The 23,358-nt window shown below is 68.8% G+C and carries 22 protein-coding genes and 1 pseudogene; 14 read left to right on the top strand and 9 right to left on the bottom strand.

The window, feature by feature from the left end; translation table 11 throughout:
• Window positions 1-66: 66 nt before the first annotated feature.
• From OG804_RS05400 to OG804_RS32290, 3 genes and pseudogenes are all read left to right on the top strand, one after another.
• A complete protein-coding gene (locus tag OG804_RS05400; protein WP_328394478.1) occupies window positions 67-1,176 on the top strand; it encodes a terpene synthase family protein in 1,110 nt (369 codons plus the stop codon).
• Window positions 1,177-1,256: 80 nt separating this feature from the next.
• On the top strand, window positions 1,257-2,588 hold the full coding sequence (locus tag OG804_RS05395) for a diguanylate cyclase domain-containing protein (RefSeq protein WP_328394476.1): 1,332 nt from the start codon (window positions 1,257-1,259) through the stop codon (window positions 2,586-2,588).
• A gap of 138 nt (window positions 2,589-2,726) precedes the next feature.
• Window positions 2,727-2,816: pseudogene (locus tag OG804_RS32290) on the top strand (OsmC family protein); the annotation flags it as partial.
• A gap of 93 nt (window positions 2,817-2,909) precedes the next feature.
• On the opposite strand, the gene OG804_RS05385 reads toward OG804_RS32290, so the two are convergent.
• Complete coding sequence (locus OG804_RS05385; protein ID WP_328394474.1) at window positions 2,910-3,686, bottom strand: hypothetical protein; 777 nt, start codon at window positions 3,684-3,686, stop codon at window positions 2,910-2,912.
• A 238-nt stretch (window positions 3,687-3,924) separates the two neighbouring features.
• On the bottom strand, window positions 3,925-4,368 hold the full coding sequence (locus OG804_RS05380; RefSeq protein WP_328394472.1) for a winged helix-turn-helix transcriptional regulator: 444 nt from the start codon (window positions 4,366-4,368) through the stop codon (window positions 3,925-3,927).
• A 55-nt stretch (window positions 4,369-4,423) separates the two neighbouring features.
• Between OG804_RS05380 and OG804_RS05375 the strand changes: the two genes are divergently transcribed.
• The 4 genes from OG804_RS05375 to OG804_RS05360 all read left to right on the top strand — a co-directional run bounded on the left by OG804_RS05375 (window position 4,424) and on the right by OG804_RS05360 (window position 8,523).
• On the top strand, window positions 4,424-5,275 hold the full coding sequence (locus OG804_RS05375; protein WP_328394470.1) for an alpha/beta fold hydrolase: 852 nt from the start codon (window positions 4,424-4,426) through the stop codon (window positions 5,273-5,275).
• A gap of 153 nt (window positions 5,276-5,428) precedes the next feature.
• Window positions 5,429-6,316, top strand: coding sequence for a sulfurtransferase (locus tag OG804_RS05370; protein ID WP_328394468.1), 888 nt, complete (start codon window positions 5,429-5,431; stop codon window positions 6,314-6,316).
• Window positions 6,317-6,674: 358 nt separating this feature from the next.
• On the top strand, window positions 6,675-7,496 hold the full coding sequence (locus OG804_RS05365) for a DUF1684 domain-containing protein (protein WP_328394466.1): 822 nt from the start codon (window positions 6,675-6,677) through the stop codon (window positions 7,494-7,496).
• A gap of 4 nt (window positions 7,497-7,500) precedes the next feature.
• Window positions 7,501-8,523 carry an LLM class flavin-dependent oxidoreductase gene (locus OG804_RS05360; protein ID WP_328394464.1) on the top strand — a complete coding sequence of 341 codons (1,023 nt, stop codon included), beginning with the start codon at window positions 7,501-7,503 and terminating at the stop codon, window positions 8,521-8,523.
• Window positions 8,524-8,851: 328 nt separating this feature from the next.
• Here the strand turns inward: OG804_RS05360 and OG804_RS05355 are convergent, their stop codons facing one another.
• The 3 genes from OG804_RS05355 to OG804_RS05345 form a co-directional block, all read right to left on the bottom strand.
• Entirely contained in the window at window positions 8,852-10,318 is a 1,467-nt protein-coding gene (locus tag OG804_RS05355) for an aldehyde dehydrogenase family protein (RefSeq protein ID WP_328394462.1), read from the bottom strand.
• A gap of 99 nt (window positions 10,319-10,417) precedes the next feature.
• Window positions 10,418-11,599: a 4-hydroxybenzoate 3-monooxygenase gene (locus OG804_RS05350; RefSeq protein WP_328394460.1), complete on the bottom strand. Its 1,182-nt coding sequence runs from the start codon at window positions 11,597-11,599 to the stop codon at window positions 10,418-10,420.
• The gene (locus OG804_RS05345; protein WP_328394458.1) at window positions 11,596-12,837 is read right to left on the bottom strand and encodes an MFS transporter; all 1,242 of its coding nucleotides are present in this window, start codon (window positions 12,835-12,837) and stop codon (window positions 11,596-11,598) included. Before OG804_RS05345 ends, OG804_RS05350 begins: the two co-directional genes overlap by 4 nt.
• A gap of 124 nt (window positions 12,838-12,961) precedes the next feature.
• Here OG804_RS05345 and OG804_RS05340 point away from each other — a divergent pair, with 124 nt between their 5' ends.
• Window positions 12,962-13,870 (top strand): LysR family transcriptional regulator, encoded by a 909-nt coding sequence (locus OG804_RS05340; RefSeq protein WP_328394456.1) that lies wholly within the window; start codon window positions 12,962-12,964, stop codon window positions 13,868-13,870.
• A 31-nt stretch (window positions 13,871-13,901) separates the two neighbouring features.
• Here OG804_RS05340 and OG804_RS05335 read toward each other — a convergent pair whose 3' ends face one another.
• A complete protein-coding gene (locus OG804_RS05335; RefSeq protein WP_328394454.1) occupies window positions 13,902-14,558 on the bottom strand; it encodes a CoA transferase subunit B in 657 nt (218 codons plus the stop codon).
• Complete coding sequence (locus OG804_RS05330) at window positions 14,555-15,301, bottom strand: CoA transferase subunit A (RefSeq protein WP_328398249.1); 747 nt, start codon at window positions 15,299-15,301, stop codon at window positions 14,555-14,557. The genes OG804_RS05335 and OG804_RS05330 overlap by 4 nt, the downstream gene beginning before the upstream one ends.
• Window positions 15,302-15,448: 147 nt before the next feature.
• Between OG804_RS05330 and pcaH the strand changes: the two genes are divergently transcribed.
• The 6 genes from pcaH (at window position 15,449) to OG804_RS05300 (ending at window position 21,436) form a co-directional block, all read left to right on the top strand.
• Window positions 15,449-16,168 (top strand): protocatechuate 3,4-dioxygenase subunit beta, encoded by a 720-nt coding sequence (pcaH, locus tag OG804_RS05325; RefSeq protein WP_328394452.1) that lies wholly within the window; start codon window positions 15,449-15,451, stop codon window positions 16,166-16,168.
• Complete coding sequence (gene pcaG, locus OG804_RS05320) at window positions 16,161-16,787, top strand: protocatechuate 3,4-dioxygenase subunit alpha (protein WP_328394450.1); 627 nt, start codon at window positions 16,161-16,163, stop codon at window positions 16,785-16,787. The genes pcaH and pcaG overlap by 8 nt, the downstream gene beginning before the upstream one ends.
• 10 nt (window positions 16,788-16,797) lie before the next feature.
• Window positions 16,798-18,114, top strand: a complete 1,317-nt coding sequence (gene pcaB / locus OG804_RS05315) for a 3-carboxy-cis,cis-muconate cycloisomerase (protein ID WP_328394448.1) — start codon at window positions 16,798-16,800, stop codon at window positions 18,112-18,114.
• A 68-nt stretch (window positions 18,115-18,182) separates the two neighbouring features.
• The gene (gene pcaDC, locus OG804_RS05310; protein ID WP_328394446.1) at window positions 18,183-19,421 is read left to right on the top strand and encodes a bifunctional 3-oxoadipate enol-lactonase/4-carboxymuconolactone decarboxylase PcaDC; all 1,239 of its coding nucleotides are present in this window, start codon (window positions 18,183-18,185) and stop codon (window positions 19,419-19,421) included.
• Window positions 19,418-20,197 (top strand): IclR family transcriptional regulator, encoded by a 780-nt coding sequence (locus OG804_RS05305; protein WP_328394444.1) that lies wholly within the window; start codon window positions 19,418-19,420, stop codon window positions 20,195-20,197. The genes pcaDC and OG804_RS05305 overlap by 4 nt, the downstream gene beginning before the upstream one ends.
• Window positions 20,198-20,221: 24 nt before the next feature.
• Window positions 20,222-21,436: an acetyl-CoA C-acetyltransferase gene (locus OG804_RS05300; RefSeq protein ID WP_328394442.1), complete on the top strand. Its 1,215-nt coding sequence runs from the start codon at window positions 20,222-20,224 to the stop codon at window positions 21,434-21,436.
• 69 nt (window positions 21,437-21,505) lie between these two features.
• On the opposite strand, the gene mug is transcribed toward OG804_RS05300, so the two are convergent.
• Together mug and OG804_RS05290 are read right to left on the bottom strand one after the other, a co-directional pair.
• On the bottom strand, window positions 21,506-22,069 hold the full coding sequence (mug, locus tag OG804_RS05295; RefSeq protein ID WP_328394440.1) for a G/U mismatch-specific DNA glycosylase: 564 nt from the start codon (window positions 22,067-22,069) through the stop codon (window positions 21,506-21,508).
• A 43-nt stretch (window positions 22,070-22,112) separates the two neighbouring features.
• Complete coding sequence (locus tag OG804_RS05290) at window positions 22,113-23,186, bottom strand: nitrilase-related carbon-nitrogen hydrolase (RefSeq protein WP_328394438.1); 1,074 nt, start codon at window positions 23,184-23,186, stop codon at window positions 22,113-22,115.
• Window positions 23,187-23,358: the final 172 nt, after the last annotated feature.

Genomic DNA, 23,358 nt, shown 5'->3' with positions numbered 1-23,358 from the left:
TTATGCGGGAGGAGAGTCGTCGTGGCTTCTCGATACACATCGGCACTCGAGAGTGACATCGCAGAGATGCGTGCACAACATGACACCTGGATTCGCACGGGCGAGCCCTGGTCGTTGCGGGAACTGTTCAGCACATCGGACTGCGATATCGCAGACTACTGCAGAGAATTCCGGCCGAGCAACTTCGGCGGACAGGCATGCGGCGAGGTGGAACGATACTGCCGGGCGCAGGGCATCTGGCTGGATCCCGGAGGTGAACACTACAACAGCATGACCCCGTACCTACATCCCGGACCGATCAGTGCGGAACGGTTGACGGTGATCGGGCTGTTCAACGCAATCCTGTTCTGGCTCAACGACACAGTGGGCCGGGAGAAGTTCGGCCATCTGCCCGTCGACGCACAGCACCGGGCGCGAACGGACCTGGATCGCCTGAGCGTGCTACTGGAGTCGGGTGCCGCGCCCGGTGACCCTTCCCCGCTCGAGTCGGCGACCCTCGACTTCCTGTCCCGAGTGGCGGCGCAGTCCGACCCGCGGTGGCTCGACCGGTTCGTGAGCTCGACCCGCGATCATCTACGGACCGCGATTCGAGATCAGAACGCCCGGTCACGTGGCGACCTGCTGTCCACGAGCGAGTACATCGACCTCCGCGCGCAGGTGTCGGGAATGTATCCGGCGATCGCCCTGTGCGAGTTCGGCCGTGACCATTACCTGTCCTGGGACCAACTGGCCACCGCGGGCCTGGCCGCGGACCTTTGCCGATTACAGGTGCTCACCGCCGAGATAGGCGCGTTGATGAACGATATGTTCTCCTTCGAGAAGGAGTGCGTCGTCGACCGATCCGATTTCAATCTGATCCCGGTGTGCCTGCTGAACAGTCCCGGCGCGACGCTCGCCGACGCTGTCGGCGCGGCCGCCGCGATCGTGCGCGACCGCTTCGCCGAGTTCCGCCGATTACACAGCGCACTCACCGCGCACTGCGCCGAACCGGGCATCGCGGGCAGCGAGCTCGCAGCACAGGTCCAGGTGCATCTCGCCGACCTCACCGGCTGCGTTCAGGCCAGCTGGGTGTGGCAAGTGGCGACGAACCGGTACAAAGGCGCCAGCATCTTCGAGGAGAACCTCCCATCCGGCTGGAATGAGTCGGGGCCCATGGGGAAGGATGGGCATCGTTAGGGTAGCCACACTGCCGCCCGATAGGCGGAAACGCGTGGCTGCGTCCGGGGTCGCGGCAAGCGGATCGGCAAAGGGGTGCAATGGACGAGTCGGGGCACGACCAGCTGGTCCGCTCGTGGTCTCGCGCACTACACGCGACGGGCGAGTCCGACCCGCCCGACCCCGCGATCGATCAGCTGCTGCACTGGCTGGTCTACGACCTCGCGCAGGAACTCACCACACCACACTTCGATCCCGACGCCGGCGCCAGGGCGGGCGCGGCCCTGGCGACGGCGGGACCGGCAGCACACGATGTGGTCGCTGCTTCCGCGCCGATTCTGTGGTCCCTGGTCGGCGAGAGCGCCGACGCCGAAGCGATACAACGGATGTCGGTACTGCTCGCGAAGTTCGGGGAGGGCTTCGGGGCACGGCGGCAGATGCTGTTCACCGCGCACGACTACAGCGACGAGGCCGCGCGCCGATCCGACGAGCGCTTCCGGGTGGTATTCGACAATGCGGCGGTCGCCATCGCCATCGGCGATACCAACGGCATTCTGCTCGACGCCAACCAGGTGCTCGCCGATATGATCGGCGTCCCGGCCGATAAATTGCGCGGAATATCGGTATACGAGTTCGCGCATCCCGAAGACCGGGAGCGTATCCGCCGGCTCGTCTACGAACGTCTGGTACCACACCGGCGGGGCACCGTGAAGCTGGATCAGCAGATCGGCCGCGCCGACGGCAGCTACGGGTGGGCTTCGTTCTCCATCACATTCGTCGAAGGCAGCGAGGGCCATCCGAATTATCTGCTGGCCATGGGCGAAGATGTCACCGAGCAGCACCGGATGCGTGAAGAGCTGCATCGTCAGGCCCGGCACGACCCGCTCACCGGTCTGCCGAACAGGCGTCATCTGCTCGAGCGGCTGGACGCCACGATCCGCAACGCCGGCGCCGAGGACCATATCGGGTTGTGCTTCGTGGATCTGGACCGGTTCAAACACGTCAACGACCGATACGGTCACGGCACCGGGGACAAGGTGCTGACCACCGTCGCGAACCGGCTGCAGAACAGTGTTCAGGGGTTCGACTGCCTGGTCGCGCGGATCGGCGGAGACGAATTCGTCGCCCTGGTACCGCCGCCGGTCGACGACGACCGGATGGCCCTGGTGGCCGAGCGACTGCTCGGCGCCCTGGCCGACCCGGTCGGTACGGGCGGCCACCAGTTACAGATATCGGCCAGCATCGGGGCGGTGGTGACGACGGTCGAGGGCGGGCAGGCGGAAGCACTGCTCGACGCCGCCGATACCGGGCTGTACCACGCCAAGAACAATGGGAAGGCCCAGTGGGTGCTGCACACGCTCGGCACCGAACCGGGCGCCGGTCTCGAGCGCATCCGGCGCGATACCGACGAGGAAGGCACCGCCGAGAGGTAGCCGGGCGCTCCGCGACCGGACGGCAATTCGCCTCAGCACGAACACAATCCTGGCCGCGGGAAGCACCATCACCGCGGGAGTCCACCGCGTCGCGGTGGACGAACCACCCGCTCTCGGTGGCGAAGAGACCGCGCCGCGCAGTTGCAGGAGGCGGTGGACGCCCACTGCCCGGTACTGGATCTGACCACCGGTACGACACCGGTCCACACCACACTCGAAACCGTCTGAAACGCGCTGCCGCACCGGCACCGCGCCGCCCTCGGCGGGTGGTGGCCCGCCGGCTCTCCGGCGCGCGGCAAGAAATACCCGACCGCGGTGCGGTCACCTACCACCTGTAGTGCCCGCGGAGACGTCGCCCACCGGAGAGCCGGCGCCCACCAGCTTCGCGAGGACCGTCGACAGTGCGCCGACCACATCCGCGGTCTGCTCCTCCGGACTGCCCCGGGTATGCGCGGCAACTGTGAATCCGGTGCCGAACGAGGCCGAGGCCACCTCCTGCGGCGCCACGTCCGACCACCCCCATTTGGTCCCCTGCACACCGGGCAGCGCTGCCGTACCCCAGTTCTGTTCCGTACCGTCGGCGGCGCGCGGAGCGGCGTCGGCCATCCAACGCAGAATCGGCGAGCCGGGATAGGTGTGCTGTTCGGCCGCCAGGAAATCGGCCACATCGGCGGTGCTGGTGGTGGAGGCGCCCCAGTTCGGCCCGGGCCGGGATTCCTGGAGACCGTATTCGGCGGCGATCGCCGAGAGGGCATCGGGATACTTGGCCGCCATCCAGTCGGCGGCGGCGTCGTCGGAGTAACGGATCATCCGCTCGCCGTACGCAAGATCCTCGGCCGAACCGTCGCCGTGCCGCAGCGCGTAGCCGGTGAGGTAGAGCTTGGCCATCGATAGCGCGCTGCGTACCTCGTGCTCGTTGGGTGTTCCCCAGTGGAGTCCCGTCGCGGTACGCACCGAGATGGCGGTCCGGGCAGGGGCCGGAGCACTCGTGACTGTGGGCGGCGGCGGGGGGAGCGGCGCGGCGGCCCCGACCGCCGGTGCGAGAACGCCGCAGACAAACGTGACGAGTGCCGCGAATACCAAGGCCCGATAGCCCATGATCGTCTCCTGGCTCCGGTGTGGGGCGCTATCGCGTCCACGGTCACCAGCGTTTTCCCCGGAAACAGGCAGTCAAACCGGTCTGCGCACACAACGCCCACGATCGTGCGTGAGCCCCCGCCGGCCCGGCGGGCACGCTGCACCGCGCGCATCCATACCGGAGGAATTGATGCGCAGTCGGGCATGCGCGGTGGAGGCCGGTCCGGGCACGCCGTTCACCGGGTTTTCCAGCCCACCCTCAGTGACCGCCGACCGGTCCGCCGGCGCCCTGGACCGAACCGGTACCGGCCCGGTACGCGGCGATCTCCGGCATATGGGTCTCGGCCCAGTCCCGAAGGGCCGCGAGCCGTAGTTCGAGCGATCGCCCGAGTTCGGTGAGCCCGTAGTGGACCTGCGGCGGGATCGTCGCCTCCACGTGCCGGGTCACGAGCCCGTCCGCGACGAGCCCCTGCAGTGTCTGCGACAACATTTTCTGTGAGACACCGGGCATGCGCCTGCGCAGCTCGCCGAATCGAACCGTTCCCGGGCTTTCCGCGGACAGCACTGTGACGGCCATCGACACCCATTTCGTCCCGAGACGATCGAGCAACTGCCGAGTCGGGCAGTCCGGAACGAACAGGTCGCCGCGCCGCCCGGTTACCCCGGAGTGACCAGGTTTCGCCGGAGTGCCGTCTTGTTCCACCCGCTCCTACCTTTCTACGGTGACATGGTCACTATAGGTAACCAAGGAGGCCAGCATGCCCGTACGCGCCGCACCGCAGGTTCAGGTCGTGCGGACAACCGCGAATTCCGTCGAGCTCGCCGTGGCGGTCGCCGGCTCCGGTCCCGCGCTCGTCCTGCTGCACGGGTGGCCGCACACCCACCGGGTCTGGGACGAGGTGGTTCCGGCGCTGTCCCGAGAGCATCGGGTGATCGCCCCGGACCTGCGCGGTCTCGGTGACAGCGCCCGGCCGCGGGAGGGCTACGACGCGGCGACGATCGCCGCGGATATCGCGGGGCTGCTCGACGCCCTCGAGCTGCCCACCGCCGCGGTGATGGCGCTGGACGCCTCGGTGCCGGCGGCATTCCTGTTCGCGATGGGGCACCCCGAGCGCGTACGCCGGCTCGTGCTGATGGAATCACTGCTCACGCCGCTGACCGGTGCGGAAGAGTTTCTGGCCGCCGGGCCGCCGTGGTGGTTCGGCTTCCATGCGGTGGCCGGCCTCGCCGAAACAGTCCTACCGGGCCACGAGGCCGAGTACATCAACTGGTTCCTGACGGCGGGCACCAGCCACCCCGACCGGGTCCCCGCCGAACTCCGTGCGGCTTTCGTGCGCGCCTACACCGGAACCGAATCCCTGCGCAGCGGTTTCGCCTATTACCGGGCGATGCCCGAGAACGCCCGCCAGATCGCCGCCGCGGCCGCCGCCGCACGGCTGCGCGTACCGACACTGGCAGTGGGCGCCGGCAGCGTCGGCCCTGCCCTGCACCGCCAGCTGAGCACAATCGCCGATGATCTCACCGGCCACCTGATCCCGGATTGCGGCCACATCATCCCACTCGACCGCCCCGACGCCCTGCTCGCCGCGGTGATGCCCTTCCTACGCTGACACCGACCCGGTACGCGGGTCGCTTCGGAGAGCCGGCCCCATCGCACCGCCGAGGACGTCCCGGGCGCTGCTACGATCCCGCTGTGCCGTCGTCGGCCGACCCGCGCCGACCGCCCGAGGGGTTCGCGGCGAGCCCGGATGTGGAGACTGCCGATGACTGTTCGTGCCGAGGTGTTCACTACCGCAGGCGAATTGGCGGACACGATCGCGTCCGGAGCACAAGTGACGCTGCTCGATGTCCGTTGGCGTCTCGACCGGCCCGACGGCCGCGACGATTATCGCGCGGGCCATATCCCCGGCGCCGTCTACGTCGACCTCGACAACGAGCTGTCCGACCACTCGGTGACCGGGCGCGGCCGCCACCCGCTACCCGATGGCGCCGCCCTGCAACGGGCCCTGCGGTCGTGGGGAGTTCGGGACGACGTCCCGGTCGTGGTCTACGACGACTGGAATCGCGCCGGTTCGGCCCGGGCCTGGTGGGTGCTGACCGCCGCCGGCCTGCGCGATGTCCGGATCCTGGACGGCGGCCTGGCCGCCTGGCGTTCCCGCGACGGCGGGCTCGAACCCGGGGACGCGATCCCGTCCCCGGGTGATGCGACCGTCGCCCACCACGACCTGTACAACGGCGCGCTCGGTGTGGTGACCGCCGGGGAACTGCGCGATGTCGTCGCGAACGGCACGCTCGTCGATGCCCGTGCACCGGAACGATATCGGGGCGAGAAGGAACCGGTCGATCCGGTGGCCGGGCATATCCCCGGCGCCGTCAACGTTCCCGCCACGACCCTGCTCGACGAGTCCGGGAGCTTCCTGCCCGGCGCGCGGCTCCCGGCCCGGCTCACCGACCCGGGCGCGGACCGGCGGCGGCCGCTGGCGGTCTACTGCGGTTCCGGCGTCACCGCGGCGATCGCCGTGGCCGCCCTGACCGCCGCCGGCCGGGAAGCCGCCTTGTTCCCCGGCTCCTGGTCGCAGTGGAGCGCGGACGCGTCCAATCCTGTCGAGGTCGGCGAACCGCCGACACCCGACGGGGGCCGCGATTCCTGACTCGCCGCGAGCGCGGTACCGCCGTTCGGCCCTCCGTCGACTACCCACAGGGGCCGAACGGTCAGCGATATTTCCGGACGAGTGGGTATCGGCCGCTGCCGCGGGCGCGGTCGGCGATACCGCGCCGAGGGCGACCGCCCCAGGCGCGTGAACACGGCGGAAGGTCTCCCGGCACACTCACCCCGCCGCCCGAAACACCGAGTATTGCGTTCGAGCTGATCGCAATCCTGTTCGTCCGCGCGTACGCGCACTTGGATCGATACTGCCGGCCACACGTCGTCGCAGGGAACCGATGCGCGTATCGACCGGGCAGCCGTCGCCGGATCGGCCGCGGACCGAGCTTCGCAGGAGTACCGATATGACAACGCAGGCAGCAGCGAACACCGCGACCGACGCCTTCACCGCCGACTGGCAGGACTGGCACCGGCAGCAGGAGACAGGCCTGGCCGACGCCCACGGATTCCTGGCCGTCACCGGTTTGCACTGGCTCACCGCGACGCCGCGGCGATTCCCCGACGCACCGGGCGCCTGGTCCACCCACACCGAGGGTGTCACAGTGACTCTCGACGACGGGGAGGAGCTGGTGATCGACGGAACTCCGGTGCGCGGTTCGTACGAGTTCGGAATCATCCCCGAACGAGGCGGGGTGAACGCTGTGTGGGGTGACGCGGTGATCGAGGTCGCCAAGCGCGGCGGGCGCGATATCGTCCGCCCGCGGCACCCGGACAGCCCGTTGCGCACCGCGTTCCGCGGCACACCCGCCTACGCGCCGGACCCGAAGTGGGTGCGCACGGGGCGATACACCGCTTTCCCGGAGCCGCGGCCGACCACTGTCGGCGCGGCCGTGGAAGGGCTCGAGCACGTCTACGACGCGCCCGGGCAGGTCGAGTTCGAACTCGACGGACAGCACCTGCGGCTCACCGCTTTTCCCGGGCGCGCGCCCGGTGGTCTGCTGGTGCTCTTCACCGACGCCACCTCGGGCGTGACGACCTACGCCGCCAACCGCGCACTGCAACTGTCGCCGCCCGCCGCCGACGGGACGGTCGTCCTGGATTTCAATCGGGCGGTCAACCTCCCCTGCGCGTACACCGACCTGGCGACCTGCCCGCTCCCACCGGCCGGCAACCGGCTACCGGTGGCGATCGAAGCCGGCGAGAAGATCCCCTACGAGCGCCACTGACGTCATGAGCACCACGACGCCGCCGATCACGAACCTGTCGTTCCTGACACCGGGCAACTATCCCGACAGCGATCCCGCCGCCGGGCTCGAGGACACCCTGCGATTGTTCGAGTTCGGCGAGCGCCTCGGTTTCGACGGCGCCTGGATCCGGCAGCGACATCTCGAACACGGCGTCGGTTCGGCGGCGGTCTTTCTGGCCGCCGCCGGCCAGCGCACCAGTCGCATCCAGCTGGGGACCGCCGTGATCCCCATCGGTTACGAGAGCCCGTTCCGGCTGGCCGAGGATCTGTCGATGGCCGATGTGCTGTCCGGTGGCCGGTTGCAACCCGGCTTCAGCGCGGGCACTCCACCGCACGCGGAACTGATCGGCGATCGGGTCTTCGACGGCGACTGGCGCAGCTACGACCTCTCCCACGGCCGGATCTCCCGCCTGATCGACAATCTGCGCGGCGCCTACCTGGGCGATCCGGGCACGGTGATCCACTCCCCCGGCAACACCCAGCGACCTCGGCTGCAGCCGCACAACCCCGGATTGATCGACCGGCTCTGGTACGGCGGCGGGAGTATCCGCTCGGCGCGCTGGGCCGGCGAGAACGGCCTGAACCTGCTCACCGGCAATGTCGTATTCGGCGAGCACAGCGATGATTTCGGCGTTACCCAGCTGGCCTTGATCGACGAGTACCGCCGCCATCTCGATCCGGCCCGGCCGGGCCGGATCGCCGTCGGCCGGGTGATCGTCCCGCTCGACAGCGCCGACCGGGCGACCCGCGAGCGCTACCGGCAGTACGCGGCGGGGCGATACCCGCGGACGCTCACCCCACAGGGCGAGCGCCGCGTCCTGTTCGCACCGGACCTGGTCGGCACCGCCGAACAGATCCTCGACCGGCTGCGCGCCGATCCGGTCCTCACCCGGACCACCGAGTTACGCCTGGAACTGCCCTACGAATTCCACCGCGGCGACTACGAGCAGATCCTGCACGACACCGTCGAACTGATCGCTCCCGCTCTCGGCCGGCACATGGTGTGAGCGGTCGCCGGCTCCGCCGACTCGGCTGATTCCGGGAGGGGCGCAGCACGGCACCGCGATACCGGCGCGTCCGGATCGTCACCCGTGCCCAACTCTGCCGTGGCCGGTTTTCGATGTGGTGTGCGGCTTTTCGCCATCGGCCTCGTTCGTCCGGCCTCGCAGCGGACACCGACGGACACTGCGCATCACACAGGTTCGGGCGGCCCCGGTATCGGCTACCCTCTCCGATCGTGCGGGGTGGGTGTCCGCCGGGCGGAGGGACTCCCGTAGCAAGGTTCAGCCGCCGCGCAACGAAATGTCCATCGAGGAAGGGAGGTGTCCGGAACAGTCAGAACGGGTAGCGCGCGATCTCCGACTGCACTGTGACCCACTGGGTTTCGGTGAAAGTGTCGAGGTTGGCCGTTGCCCCGCCGAAGCGACCGCCCGAGCCGGATGCCTTGATCCCGCCGAACGGGATCGGGGCTTCGTCGTCCACGGTCTGGTCATTGATGTGAACAGCGCCGGATTCGATCCGGTCGGCGAGCTCGAATGCGCGATAGGCGTCGGAGGTGAGGATGCCGACCGACAATCCGTATTCCGAAGCGTTGATGATATCGATCGCCTCGTCGACGGTGTCGTAGGTCCGTACCGGAGCCACCGGTCCGAAGACTTCCTCCTTCCACACCGGGGTCTCGGGGCCCACGTCGGCGAGGACGGTGGGCCGGTAGAACAGATCCGTGTACTCGCCGCCGGTCAGCAGCGTCGCGCCGGATCGCACGGAATCGGTGACCAATCCGTGGATGCGGTCGCGCTGCCGGACATCGATGATGGGCCCGAGCGCGTTGGCCGGGTCGGCCGGATCGCCGACGGGGATCTTCTCGGCTTTGTGCACCAGTGCCGCGAGGTATTCCTCGGCGCGGGAGGAGTGCACCAGATGCCGCCCGGTGGTCATGCAGATCTGGCCCTGGTGCAGGAATGACCCCCAGGCCCCGGCAGAGGCGGCGGCCTGGACGTCGGCGTCGGGAAGCACCAGTAGCGCGTTGTTGCCGCCGAGTTCGAGATGGACCTTTTTCAGCAGCGGCCCGGCGGCCTCGGCGATCGTGCGGCCCGCCGCCGTCGACCCGGTGAACGACAGACACGGGATACCCGGGTGGGCGACGATCGCCGCCCCGACGTCGCCCCCGCCCGGCAGGACGTGCAGCAGTCCGTCGGGCAGCCCGGCCTCCCGCAGCAACGCCGCCAGTGACAGTCCGCCCGAGATCGGCGTGCGGGGATCGGGTTTGAGGATCACCGCGTTGCCCAGAGCCAGGGCCGGGGCGACAGAACGCATGGACAGGATCCCCGGGAAGTTGAACGGCGAGATCACCCCCACCACTCCCACCGGCACCCGGCGCGCGATCGAGAACCTCGGTTTGGCCGAACGCAGGACCTCCCCGTACGGGTGGGAGGCCAGGGCCGCGGACTCCTGGAGTTCAGTGGTCACCAGGCCCACTTCGAACTCCGCCTTCCCCCGGCCGGATCCGGCCTCGTCGACCAGCCAGGAGCCCAGCCGGTCCGGGTCCTCCTCCAGTAGCCGCGCGGCCCGCAGCAGCACCGCGACCCGCTTGTCGTAGGTCTGTGCGGCCCACTCTCGTTGCGCGGCCCGCGCCACGGTCACCGCCTGCTCCACATCGTCGCGCCCGGCCTCGCCGACGGTATCGATCACCGCGCCGGTGGCGGGCGCGATCACCGGCAGTGTCCGGGTGACTGCGCGGAAGGTCCCGTCGAAGAGCGCGCGGTGCCACGCCGTGGCGGGCAGGCCGGGGTTGGCGGTCATGAGAACTCCTGGATGCTCGGATCGTAGGAAATGCGGAGCCGAGACGCGTCCTGCGGCACTCGTCGAGCGCACCGGCGCCCGCGCAACGGTCTACCCGGACTATTGCAGGTGTTGCCAGCCGGTGTACGCCTCCGCCAGATACGCGGAGCCGTGGCGGGAACCGGTGACCAGCGCCAATTCTCCGCGCTGACGCTCGGTATCGAATGCCGACGCACCCTCGACCGAATGCAGCATCGTGGTCATCCAGTACGAGAAGTGCTGCGCCTTCCACACTCGATCCAGGGCCCGCTGGGTGTAGCGGTCGAGCGCTTCTTCACCGGCCCCGGCCAGGAAGTCGACGATCGCCTCGTGCAGCACCCGGACATCGGCCAGCGCCAGGTTCAAGCCCTTGGCCCCGGTGGGCGGTACGGTGTGCGCCGCGTCGCCGGCCAGCACGAGCCGGCCGTGCCGCATCGGCGCGGTGACGAAGGACCGGAACGGCAGCACCATCTTCGCGCTGATCGGTCCCTCTGCGATCTCGAAGCCGTTCCCGTTGACCCGTTTGCGCATCTCGGCCCAGATCCGGTCATCGTCCCACTCCTCGGATCGTTCGCCGGGAGAGCACTGGAAATACATCCGTTGCACGGTGGGCGTGCGCTGGCTCACCAGCGCGAATCCGTGCTCGGATTGCGCGTAGATCAACTCGGGGTGTGACGGCGGCGCCTCGGCGAGAAAACCGAACCAGGCGAACGGGTATTCGCGGAACCATTCACCACGCGTCCCCGCCGGAAAGGCTTTGCGGCAGATCGACCGCGAGCCGTCGGAGCCGACCACCAGATCCGCCTCGATCCGGACCGGGTGGCCGTCGGAATCGGTGCACGAGACGATGGGGCGCGCGGCCGAGATATCGACCGCGGTATCGGTGACGCCGTACCGCACATCACCTCCGTCGGCCGCACGGCGCGCCGCCAGGTCGACGAAGACATCGTTCTGCGGGTACAGCCACACCGATTCGCCGACCAACTCCTGGAAGTCGATGCGGTGATTGTCCCCGCCGAACCGGAACACCACGCCGTCGTGCCGGTCGCCGTCGGTGATCACTCGATCGGAGACACCCGTATCCACCAGGGCGCGCACCGAACCCGCTTCGAGGATGCCTGCGCGGATCGTGGTGGCGATCTCGTGCCGGGTGCGAATGTCGACCACGATCGATTCGATGCCGGACCGGTGCAGCAGATGCGACAGCAGCAGTCCAGCCGGACCCGCGCCGACAATGGCTACCTGGGTGCGAGTGGTTGTCATGTGGCGTACTCCTTCACATCGTCGGGTCCGGTGACCGAATTCGAGGTCGGCGGATCCGATTGCCGGACGGACAGTCGGGGCACGGTCGCCAGCGCGAGCAGCCCGATCGCGGCGACCACCGCGAAGAAATAGAAGCCCCACGGGTGAGCGGAGCCGGCGACGATGAGCGCTCCGGTGATACTCGGGCCGAAGATGGCGCCGAGCCGGCCGACCGCGGCGGCCAGCCCGAGCGCGGTGGCCCGGACCTCGTCCGGATAGGCCTGGGTGACGTAGGCGTAGACGAGCACCTGGGCCGAGAAGACGAAGATCCCGGTGACCAGGACCAGCGCATCGAGCACGACCGTGTTGGGCACCTTGATGCTGAGCAGGGCCAGCAGGACGGCGGCAGCGGCGAACCACACCAGGATCGTCGGTTTGGTACCGCGCCGGTCGGCCAGGGTCCCCGCGACGATCAGGCCGATGATGGCGCCGATGTTCAGTACCAGCAGCAGGGTCAACGAGGTGGACATGTTGTATCCGGCGTCGCGCATCAGCTTCGGCAACCAGGTGTTCAGCCCGTAGACCAGCAGCAGCCCCATGAAGGATCCGACCCACACGCCGACGGTGGTACGCAGATACCGGGGTTGTAGCACGACGGTGGGCCCGACCCGCCGGGGCTTGCCCTGAACGGCCAGGTAGGCATCGGATTCCGGCAGTTTCCACCACATCAGCGGCAACAGCAGGAACCCGGCGACTCCGCCGGCGTAGAACAGGATCTCCCAGTGGGGGACGAGCCACAGCGCGAGCAGCGAGGCGATGACCGCACCGGCGTGATAGCCGGTCATGGTGAATGTGCTGGCGAACGCGCGCCGGGACGCGGGCATATGTTCGGCCATGAAGGTGAGGGCGGTCGGCATGCAGGCGCCGAGCCCGAGCCCGGCGAGCAGCCGGAAGGCGCCGAACACGGCGACCGAGCCTGCCCAGGGCACCGCGATCGTGAACACCGAGAACAGGGTGATCGAGGTCAGCAGGACCGCGCGACGGCCGTAGCGATCGGCGAGCGGTCCGGATCCGGCGGCGCCCACGGCCACGCCGACCAGGGAGATGGTCGCGGCGAAGGTCGCTCCGGAGGCGGTGAACCCGATGTGGTTCTCGTCGATCAGCGTCGGTATGACCGCGCCGAGGACGACGAGGTCGTACCCGTCGAGGAGCACGGTGAGCCAGCACAACGCGGCCGGCCACGACAGCAGTTTGTTCATGATGGAGGTTCATTTCTGATCTTCGGGTCGAGCGCACCGACCCGGACTGTGACGGCACTCACGCTAAGCTGGCGTTCATCAGAAATCCAATAGATGTTTTTCTGAGATGGAATAGAGGAGATCTATGGCGGCGGAGGTCGATCTCAACCTGGTGCGCACGTTCGTCCTGCTCTACGAGACCCGCAGTGTCACGGCCGCGGCAGATCTGCTGGGCGTTACCCAGCCGACGGTCAGCTACGGGCTGGGCAAATTGCGCAGGCGACTGAACGACGAACTCTTCGTGCGCGGATCCGGCGGACTGATCCCGACCTCGGAATCCGAACGCCTCTATCCACCGCTGCGCGCCGCGCTCGCGGAGGTCACCGAAACGCTCGGCACCAGCGTCGAATTCGACCCGAGCCGGCCCACCCGGTTCACCCTCGGACTCTCCGACCTGGGCGAAGTGACGGTACTGCCGCTGGTGCTCGCGGAATTGACGGCCCGCGCACCGCAAGCCGGTCTGCGAGTCCAGGCATTCGATCTCGAGACCGCCACCGATCAGCTGGCCCGCGGCGAGATGGACGCCGTCGTGGCCAGTCCCGTACTCGATTCGGCCCGGCTGCGCCGGACCCCCTTGTTCACGGAGGGTTACGCGGGGATGGTCGCCGCCGACCACCCCCGGCTGCGCACCCCCGACCCGACCCAGGCCGATCTCGAACGGGAGCGCCATGTCGTGGTCGACGGCGGCACCGGACATCTGGGCCCGCGCCGGGCGCTGCTGGAACACCGGCTCGAAGGCCGCATCGCGGTCCGGGTCACCCGTTTCGCCACCCTGCCCTATGTGGTGCAGGACAGCGAACTGGTCGCCATCGTTCCGGAGCGGGTCGCCCGCGCCCTGGCCGGCACTCACTCGGTACGGATCTTCCCGCTGCCCTGGCCCATCGAACCGGTCGAGGTGGCCGCCTACACGCGCCACGTGCCGGGACGCGGCGCCCCGCAACGCTGGTTTCTGGAGGTCATCCGGGCGGCGATGGAAAGACTGCCCACCCTGTAGACCGGTCCGCGCGACCACGGCAGCCACGCCGTCAGCCCACTCGTTCCAGTAGTTCCGGCGCGATCTCGATCTCGGCGCCGGTGGCGGCGCGGACTTCCGCGACACTCACACCCGGGGCGGTTTCCACCAGCACCAGCCCTTTTCCGGTGATATCGAGAACGGCCATATCGGTGATGACGCGGTCCACGCAGCCCGTACCGGTCAGTGGCAGCGTGCACCGCTCCACGATCTTCGGTTCCCCCGACCGCGATAGGTGATCCATCATCACGATCACCCGGCGGGCCCCGTGCACCAGATCCATGGCCCCACCCATCCCCTTCACCATTTTCCCCGGAATCATCCAGTTGGCCAGATCACCCCCGGCGCTGATCTGCATGGCGCCCAGTACGGCCACATCGACCTGGCCGCCGCGGATCATGCCGAACGACTGGGCCGAGTCGAAGAACGAGGCACCGGGCGCCACGGTGATCGTCTCCTTGCCCGCGTTGATCAACTCGGGGTCGAGTTCGTCCTCGGTCGGGTACGGACCGACACCGAGGACACCGTTCTCCGAATGCAGGACGACGGTGATGTCGCCGGGCAGGTAGTTGGGCACCAGTGTGGGCATGCCGATACCGAGGTTCACGTATTGCCCGTCCTCGAGTTCGGCGGCGACCCTGGCCGCCATCTGTTCACGAGTCAGTGTCATGCGCGGACCGTCCTGTTCTCGATTCCCACCGTGACCTTGCCGACGTGCACCACACGCTGGACCTGGATTCCGGGTGTGTGCACTTCGTCGGGGTCCAGGTCACCGGGTTCCACCAGGTGTTCGACCTGGGCGATGGTGACGCGGCCGGCCGCGGCGGCCGGTGGATTGAAATTGCGTGCACTGGCGCGATAGACGAGATTGCCGTGCCGGTCGCCCTTCCACGCGTGGACCAGGGCGTAGTCGGTGACGATGCCGCGCTCCAGGACATAGGTGGCCCCGTCGAACACCCGGGTTTCCTTCGGCGGACTCGCCACGGCGATCCCGCCCGCGCCGTCGTAGCGCAGCGGCAGCCCGCCCTCGGCGACCTGGGTCCCGACCCCCGCGGGGGTGAAGAACGCCGGAATGCCCGCGCCACCGGCCCGCAGCCGTTCCGCGAGGGTGCCCTGCGGCGTCAGTTCCACCTCGAGCTCCCCGCCGAGGTACTGGCGGGCGAACTCCTCGTTGGCGCCGACGTAGGAACTGACCGTACGGCGGATCCGGTGTTCCGCGAGGAGCACACCGAGACCGAACCCGGAGGTGCCGCAGTTGTTGCTGACGACCTCCAAGTCCGTGGCGCCTTGGTCGAGCAGTGCGTTGATCAGCACTTCGGGCACGCCCACCAGCCCGAATCCGCCGACGGCGAGCGAGGAGCCGTCGGGGATGTCGGCGACAGCTTCGGCGGCCGAGGCAATGACTTTGTCCATCACGCGCTCCACTGTAACCTCGATCGTGCGTATTGTGAACCTGCGTACGCATAGCGAACATATTGGTGGTTGTCCCAGCCGATCGAGCCGCTCTATGCTGTTCGCATCCCGAAACAATGTCCACATCCCGAACGCGAGGTCGCGCGCATGCTCCATCTGCCACCGCCGTACCGCGGTATCGACAAGGACGAGGAAGCTCCGCTCGACTTCGCCGAATACCGCACCACCGCGCTACGCCACCCCCGGCAACCCCTGGTCCTACTACCGCAGCGACTCGGTGAACTCACCGGTCCGGCACTCGGCGAAGGCCGCGTCACCGACTCGGACGCGGATCTGACCCTGGCCCGCGGCGGCGAGGCCCTCGGGCAGCGGATCGTCGTGCACGGGCAGGTCCTCGACAGCGACCGCACGCCGGTGCCGCACACGCTGGTCGAGATCTGGCAGGCCAATGCCGCCGGCCGCTACCGGCACCAGGGCGACCAGTGGCCGGCCCCGCTCGATCCCTACTTCGACGGTGTCGGCCGGACCCTCACCGACAGCGACGGCCACTATTCGTTCACCACGATCAAGCCGGGCGTCTACCCCTGGCGCAACCACCGCAACGCGTGGCGGCCCGCGCATATCCATTTCTCCCTGTTCGGGCGCGCCTTCACCCAGCGCCTGGTCACCCAGATGTACTTTCCGGACGACCCGATGTTCTTCCAGGACCCGATCTACAACGCGGTTCCCGACGGCGCCCGCCAGCGCATGGTGAGTGTGTTCGACTACGGCGCCACCACCGACAACTGGGCGCTGGGTTTCCGTTTCGACATCGTGCTGCGGGGTCGCGACGCCACCCCGTTCGAGGAGGACGACCACGATGAGTGATACCGAATTCGCCCCCCGCTATCCGGTGACGCCCGGGGACTTCACCACCGTCGCGTTCGGGCCGACGCCCTCGCAGACGGTCGGGCCCTTCCTCCACATCGGGCTGCCCTGGCCCGACGGTCCCGAAGTCGTCGCACCGGGCGCCCCCGGGGCGGTGACGATCACGATCTCCGTCGCGGACGGCGGCCGGGTGCCGATGGCGGACGCGCTGGTGGAGGTCTGGCAGGCCAACAGCGAGGGCGTCTTCGAACATCCCGACGACCCCCGGCCGCAGACCGACGCGGCCTTCCGCGGGTTCGGCCGCAGCCCCGCCGACGCCACCGGCACCGCCCGGTTCACCACGATCAAACCGGGCGCCAACCCCGCCGGTGGCGGCGCCTTCGAGGCGCCGCATCTGAATGTGTCGATCTTCGCCCGCGGAATGCTCAACCGGCTCGTCACCCGGCTCTATTTCCCCGACGAGCAATCCGCCAACGACAGCGACCCGGTGTTGTGCGCGCTGCCGGGCGCTCAGCGGCACAAGCTGATCGCCGCCGCCACCGATCAGGGCTACCACCTCGACATCGTGGTCCAGGACGCCGACCCCGACGGCGTCGAGACTCCCTTCTTCTACTTCTAGGAGACCAGCCGTGCCGCGTGGAGCGCTGTTCGACCCGCTGTTCGGCGCGGCCGAACTCGGCCCCGCCCTGTCCGATCGCGCCTGGATCATCGCCCTGGTCGAGGTGGAATGCGCGCTCGCCCGCGCCCAGGCCGCGGTCGGCGTGCTGGACCCGGCCCACGCGGACGCCATCGGTATCGCCGGTCCGCACCTGGCCCGCTCGCTCGACCCCGTACAACTGGGCGCCGCGGCGGTCTCGGGCGGCAATCCGGTGATCCCGCTGGTCACGAAACTGCGCGCGGTCTGCGCGGATGCGGGGGTGCCCGCCGCCGCCGTCCACAAGGGCGCCACGAGCCAGGACATCCTGGACAACGCGCTGCTGCTGCTCGCCCAGCGTGCCGGAGCCCTGATCATCACCGATCTGCGTACCGCGGCCGACGCCGCCGCCCGGCTGGCGGCCGACCATCGCGGAACACCCATGGCCGCCCGCACTCTCGGACAGCAGGCCCTGCCCACCACGTTCGGCGCGCTGGCCGCCGGCTGGTGCGCGGCCCTGGACCGCGCGGCCGGCGCACTCACCGCCGTACTGGCCGATCTGCCGGTGCAATTCGGCGGCGCCGCCGGAACTCTCGCGGCGCTGTATCCACACGGCACCGCGGTCGCGGACGCGCTCGCGGCCGAACTCGGGCTGGCGCCGCAGCGCGTGCCCTGGCACACCGACCGGACCCCGATCGCCGAACTCGCCACCGCCCTCGGTGTCGGAGCCGGAGCGGTCGGCAAGATCGCCACGGATATCGTCGCGCTGGCCGCCACCGAAATCGGCGAGGTCGCCGAGGCCTCCCCGGGCGGCTCTTCGGCGATGCCCCATAAACGCAACCCGATTGCCGCGATCACGGCGCGGGCCGCCGCGCGCCGGGTCCCGGGTCTGGTCGCGGACGCGCTCGGCGCAATGGACCACGAATTACAGCGGGCCGCGGGCGCCTGGCACGCCGAATGGGAAACGGTCACCGATCTGCTGCGTCTCGCCGGCGGCGCCGCCCACCGGCTGGCCCAGAGCCTCAGCGGTTTACAGGTTCACCCCGCGGCCATGGCGCGAAACCTCGGGATCACGCAGGGACTGCTACTGGCCGAGCGGGTCACCGCGGCGCTGGCCGAGCACACCGATCGCGCGCGCGAAATCGTCACCGCCGCCGCCACCGGCGAGCACCCGGCGCTGGATACCGACCCCGCCGTCACCGAATACCTCGCACCGGATCGCGTACGCGAACTGCTGGACCCCGCCGGATACCTGGGTCACGCACAAGATTTCGTGACCCGCGTACTCGACGCACGCGGCGATCGCGCGTGATCGGGCCGCCACCGTCACCGTCCACCACCCGCACACCGGAATTCCGATCACGAAACGGAGCAGCTGATATGGGCACAACCGCCGCGGAAGGACCGCGGTCGACGGTCGAACTCGCCTATCGGGTAACCGGTCCCGCGGCGAACGCGCCCACAGTCGTTCTGCTCGGCTCACTCGGCTCGCACCGATCCATGTGGGATCCGCAGGTGGCCGCGCTGTCACCCGAATACGAAGTCCTCGCCGTCGACCTACGCGGTCACGGCGAGTCCCCCGGATCCGGCGGCGACTGCACGATCGCCGACCTCGCCGGTGACGTGCTCGCCCTCCTGGACCGCCTCGACCACGCGAGTGTGCATCTGGTCGGGTTGTCGCTCGGCGGCGCGGTGGCCCAGCACATCGCCGCCTACGCCCCCACCCGGGTCCGGACCCTGAGCCTGCTGTGCACCGCCGCGAAGTTCGGCGAGCCGCGGAACTGGTTGGATCGGGCCGCCGCGGTCCGGGCCGAGGGCACCGGATCCATCGCCGGCGCCGTGGTCGCCCGGTGGTTCACCACCGGCCTCGCCGAACGGGACGCGGACCTGATCGCGCGCAGCCGCGCCATGGTCGAGGCCACCTCCGACGACGGCTACGCGGCCTGCTGCACCGCCCTCGCGGAGTGGGACGGCCGCGCCGACCTCGCCCGGATCGTCGCCCCCACGCTGGTGATCGCGGGCGCTCAGGACCCGGCCACCACCCCGGGCGATCTACGGCTCATCGCCGACGGAATCGCGAATTCGACACTGCACGTTCTGGATCCGGCCGCCCACCTGGCCAGTGTGGAGCAGGCGGGACCGGTTTCGGCGCTGATCGGCGCCCATATCGCGGGACACTGCGGACGCGCCGCCGCATTCGAGCAGGGGATGCGAGTCCGGCGCGCGGTATTGGGCGACAGCCACGTCGACCGGACCGTGGCCGGAACCACCGATTTCACCGAACCGTTCCAGGACTTCATCACCCGCACCGCGTGGGGCGATATCTGGAGCAGGCCGGGGTTGGATCACCACACCCGCCGACTGCTGACGCTGGCCGTGCTCACCGCCGTGGGCAACAACCACGAACTCGATATGCACATTCGCGCGGCACTACGAGCCGGACTGCCCCCGGCCGAGCTCGCCGAGGTGTTCCTGCACACCGCGGTCTACGCGGGCGTGCCGAACAGTAACCTCGCCTTCGGACTCGGCAAGGCGGCACTGGCCGAGGGCGTCGGGTCCCGGCCGGTCGACGCAACAGCGGCCGGTCCCACCGACACAGAGGAATCACACCGCCCATGACCGAACCGTCTTCGGATTACGTCCAGTCGCTGGGCCGCGGCCTGGCCGTCATCCGGTCCTTCGACGCCGACCATCCACGGCGCACACTCAGCGACGTCGCCAAGGCCACCGGGCTCACCCGGGCGACCGCGCGCCGATTCCTGCTGACCCTGGTCGAACTGGGCTACGTCCGCACCGACAGCTCACTGTTCTGGCTCACCCCCCGGGTACTCGAACTCGGCTACAGCTACCTGTCCAGTGTGAGCCTGCCCGAGGTCGCGGGCCCCCACCTGGAAGCGCTGGCCAACCAAGTGCACGAGTCGACGTCGGTATCCATCCTCGACGGCCAGGACATCGTCTATATCGCCCGGGTCCCGGTGAACCGGATCATGACAGTCTCGATCACCATCGGCACCCGCTTCCCCGCCTTCGGCACCTCCATGGGCCGGGTACTGCTCGCCGGGCTGTCCGAGACCGCGTTCGAGGCGTACCTCGCCGCGGTCACGCTCACCCCGCTCACCGACCGCACCGTGCCCACCGTCGACCAGCTCCGCGCGGAAGTGCGGAGAACGCGCGAGTCCGGATACTGCCTCGTCGACCAGGAACTCGAGGAGGGACTGCGATCGATGGCCGCGCCGATTCGCGATCACACCGGTGCGGTGTGCGCCGCCGTGAACATCTCCACCCACGCCGCCCGCTACTCACCCGACACCGTCCGCGCGGACCTGTTGCCGCCGCTGCTGGCCACGGCCGCCGCCATCGGCACCGATCTGGCCCGGGTCCAGAACCGAACCTGAAATCCGTACCGCAAAGGAATTGCCATGCTCGACGCCGTCATCTGTGAACCTCTGCGCACCCCGGTGGGCCGGTTCGGCGGGGTTTTCACCGATATCGCGCCGCAGACCCTGGCGGCGACCCTGATCATCGAACTGCTCGCGCGCACCGGCCTGCCCCCCGAGCAGATCGACGACGTCGTCCTGGGGCAGGCCTCGCCCAATGGCGAGGCGCCGGCGATCGGCCGTGTCGCCGCACTCGACGCCGGGCTCGGCATCGAGGTCCCCGGCCTGCAGGTCGACCGGCGCTGCGGTTCCGGACTCCAGGCCGTGATCCAGGCATGTATGCAGGTCGCCACCGGCGGTAGCGATCTGGTGCTGGCGGGCGGGACGGAATCCATGAGCGGGGCCGAGTTCTACGCCACCGGGATACGCTGGGGCGTGCGAGGTGACGGCATCGCACTCGACGACCGGCTGGCCCGCGCCCGGGTCAGCGCGGGCGGCAAGAACTTTCCGGTGCCCGGCGGCATGATCGAGACCGCAGAAAACCTGCGCGCCGAATTCGCCATCAGCCGCGCGGACCAGGACGCACTCGCGGTGCAATCGCATCAGCGCGCGGTGGCCGCCCAACAGTCGGGCCGGTTCGCCGAGGAGATCGTCGGAGTCCCGGTACCGCAACGCAAATCGGAACCGGTCCTGGTCGACACCGACGAACACCCGCGGGCCGACACCAGTTTGGAAGCCCTCGCGAAACTGCGTCCGCTCCGCGCCGGCGTGGACCCCGACGCCACGGTCACGGCGGGCAATGCCAGCGGCCAGAACGACGGTGCCGCGCTGTGTATCGTCACCACCCCCGAGAAAGCCCGGGCACTGGGGCTTCGGCCGCTCGCCCGGCTGGCTTCCTGGGCGGTGGCGGGAGTGGCCCCGCGCACCATGGGCATCGGACCCGTCCCCGCGACCGACAAGGCGCTGTCCCGGCTGGGCCTGACCCTCGACGACATGTCCGTCATCGAACTCAACGAAGCCTTCGCCGCCCAGGCGCTCGCGGTCCTGCGCACCTGGAAATTGGCGCCCGACGACCACCGGCTCAACCCCAACGGCTCCGGAATCTCGCTGGGGCACCCGGTCGGCGCCACCGGCGCCCGCATCCTGGCCACCCTGCTGCGCGAATTGGACCGCCGCGAAGGCCGATACGGCCTGGAAACCATGTGCATCGGCGGCGGGCAGGGGTTGGCGGCGGTCTTCGAACGCGTCAGCCCGTGACGCTGCGGAGCCGCCGGGTTGTCGCCCGGGTCGGCGGAACAGTTGCGTTCGGTCCGCCGGTACAGCCGGCTACCGTGCGCCGACTCGCGCACGGACGGCCCGGAATTCCTCGGCCAGCGCGTCCAGCGTGTAGTGGGCGTTGAGCCCGCTCGGGTTGGGCAGCACCCAGACCTCGGTGTCGCCGAGCGACTCGGGCCGCCGGCCGACCGTGACCCGCGGACTACCGAAGGCGGTGCGGTAGGCGCCCAGGCCCAGGACCGCGAGAATCCGCGGGCGATAGTGCGCTACGCGTGCGACGAGGGCGCGACCGCCGGCACGCAACTCATCCTCGGTGAGTTCGGCCGCCTTCGCCGTTGTGCGGGGTACGACATTCGTGATGCCCAGGCCGAGCCCGAGCAGGTCGTCCTGCTCCTCGGGACCGAACAGGCGCGCGGTGAATCCCGATCGGAACAGCGCGGGCCAGAAACGGTTGCCGGGCCGGGCGAAATGGTGGCCGGTGGCCCCCGACCACAACCCCGGATTGATCCCGCAGAACAGCACCCGCAGATCCGGGGCCAGCACATCGGGAATGGTCTTCCCCGCCGCGGCGGCGAGGTCGGCCGGTGTGGGGCGGTATCCAGCGGAACGGGCCATCGCCCCAGTCTGCCCGAGACCGCTCCCGCACCGTCCTCCCGTATCAGCGACTGTGGGCCGAACGGCGCCAGATCCCGCTGTCCTGCAGTTTGCGCACCTGCTCGTCGATCACCCGCTTCTGATACCACTCGTGATTGCCGGGCGCCTCGTCCAGATACAGGTTCTTCGGATAGATCGGATTCTCGTAGATCAATTGCGCCGCTTCGGTGCGGATATCCTTCACCCAGTTGGTGACCTTCGCCGACTCCCGGTGGTATCGAAGCGATTCCACGTCGATCGTGGCGCCGATATACGTCGAACCGTTACTGTCCTGCTGCCGGCCGATCACCCTGCCCATATAGTCGACGAACAACGAGTTGCCGCCGCCGGCGTCGATCGGGACCGTCGATTCGGGACCCATGTATATCGGACCGATGTTCGGACTCAGCACAAAGAAATTGTTCTCCAGCGCACGTGCCCGACTCGAGATCTCCAGAACATCGCGTTGCACGAACGGGTTCGGCAGCGAAGCGCGATATACGACTTCCGCGCCGTTCAGCGCCAGCCCTCGGCCGTTCTCCGGAAAATTTCCCTCCATCGCCATCATTACTCCGAGACAACCGATTTCGGTATCCACGGTGGGCCAGAAAGCCTGCAGGGTACGTCCGTATTTCTCGATCCACCAGTCGAACAGATCGTGCGGCGACGTGGACCGTTCACACGCGGCCAGCGCGGTCATCTTGTAATGCTTCAGAATGATTTCCCCATGGGGATCGATGACGATGCCCACATTGAAGAACAGATCGTCCCAGTCCTCGTGACGGGCCTTGGCCTGCGCCATGATGTAGACGTTCATCGACCTGGCCAGGGCGGCGAGACGATCGGTCTCCGGTCCCGGAATCTCGATCGCGTGGTGGTGCGCGAATTCTTTCGGGTCCATATCGAGCGCCTCATCGGTGAATCCCTGCAGGGCTCCCTCCGGAACTACCAGGAGACGGACCGGGATATCCAGCGCCGAGAGCCACAGCGCTCCGTGCGCGAGTTCCTCGAGATGGTCGAGGTTCCGGCCGATGTCCACCCGGGAACGTGCTGCATGAATCGTCGGCACCAAACCCACCGCGCCATAGGGTTTCAACATCGTCACTCCTCGAACTAATTAGGCGAGCTAACCTAACATGAATTCCACCCACGGAAGACTGCCCCCGGAAACGTTCTCGGGCGGTCCGGCGCGAGCGGCCGGATCATGACTCTTTCCGGCGCGGAAACTCCACGAGTCGAGGCGCCAGGGATCATTCGACTCTCGCCTACGA

The organism is Nocardia sp. NBC_00416 (assembly GCF_036032445.1).
In the GTDB taxonomy this organism is placed as follows: Bacteria; Actinomycetota; Actinomycetes; order Mycobacteriales; family Mycobacteriaceae; genus Nocardia.
Note: the sequence above shows the minus strand (reverse complement) of the source record. Positions and strands in the feature narration are given on the sequence as shown.

Bases quoted from the DNA above. Each gene is read 5' to 3' on its own strand.
- OG804_RS05400 (WP_328394478.1), top strand. From the start codon at position 67: ATGCGTGCACAACATGACACCTGGATTCGCACGGGCGAGCCCTGGTCG.
- OG804_RS05395 (WP_328394476.1), top strand. From the start codon at position 1,257: ATGGACGAGTCGGGGCACGACCAGCTGGTCCGCTCGTGGTCTCGCGCA.
- OG804_RS05385 (WP_328394474.1), bottom strand. From the start codon at position 3,686: ATGGGCTATCGGGCCTTGGTATTCGCGGCACTCGTCACGTTTGTCTGC.
- OG804_RS05375 (WP_328394470.1), top strand. From the start codon at position 4,424: ATGCCCGTACGCGCCGCACCGCAGGTTCAGGTCGTGCGGACAACCGCG.
- OG804_RS05370 (WP_328394468.1), top strand. From the start codon at position 5,429: ATGACTGTTCGTGCCGAGGTGTTCACTACCGCAGGCGAATTGGCGGAC.
- OG804_RS05365 (WP_328394466.1), top strand. From the start codon at position 6,675: ATGACAACGCAGGCAGCAGCGAACACCGCGACCGACGCCTTCACCGCC.
- OG804_RS05360 (WP_328394464.1), top strand. From the start codon at position 7,501: ATGAGCACCACGACGCCGCCGATCACGAACCTGTCGTTCCTGACACCG.
- OG804_RS05355 (WP_328394462.1), bottom strand. From the start codon at position 10,318: ATGACCGCCAACCCCGGCCTGCCCGCCACGGCGTGGCACCGCGCGCTC.
- OG804_RS05350 (WP_328394460.1), bottom strand. From the start codon at position 11,599: ATGACAACCACTCGCACCCAGGTAGCCATTGTCGGCGCGGGTCCGGCT.
- OG804_RS05345 (WP_328394458.1), bottom strand. From the start codon at position 12,837: ATGAACAAACTGCTGTCGTGGCCGGCCGCGTTGTGCTGGCTCACCGTG.
- OG804_RS05340 (WP_328394456.1), top strand. From the start codon at position 12,962: ATGGCGGCGGAGGTCGATCTCAACCTGGTGCGCACGTTCGTCCTGCTC.
- OG804_RS05335 (WP_328394454.1), bottom strand. From the start codon at position 14,558: ATGACACTGACTCGTGAACAGATGGCGGCCAGGGTCGCCGCCGAACTC.
- OG804_RS05330 (WP_328398249.1), bottom strand. From the start codon at position 15,301: ATGGACAAAGTCATTGCCTCGGCCGCCGAAGCTGTCGCCGACATCCCC.
- pcaH (WP_328394452.1), top strand. From the start codon at position 15,449: ATGCTCCATCTGCCACCGCCGTACCGCGGTATCGACAAGGACGAGGAA.
- pcaG (WP_328394450.1), top strand. From the start codon at position 16,161: ATGAGTGATACCGAATTCGCCCCCCGCTATCCGGTGACGCCCGGGGAC.
- pcaDC (WP_328394446.1), top strand. From the start codon at position 18,183: ATGGGCACAACCGCCGCGGAAGGACCGCGGTCGACGGTCGAACTCGCC.
- OG804_RS05305 (WP_328394444.1), top strand. From the start codon at position 19,418: ATGACCGAACCGTCTTCGGATTACGTCCAGTCGCTGGGCCGCGGCCTG.
- OG804_RS05300 (WP_328394442.1), top strand. From the start codon at position 20,222: ATGCTCGACGCCGTCATCTGTGAACCTCTGCGCACCCCGGTGGGCCGG.
- mug (WP_328394440.1), bottom strand. From the start codon at position 22,069: ATGGCCCGTTCCGCTGGATACCGCCCCACACCGGCCGACCTCGCCGCC.
- OG804_RS05290 (WP_328394438.1), bottom strand. From the start codon at position 23,186: ATGTTGAAACCCTATGGCGCGGTGGGTTTGGTGCCGACGATTCATGCA.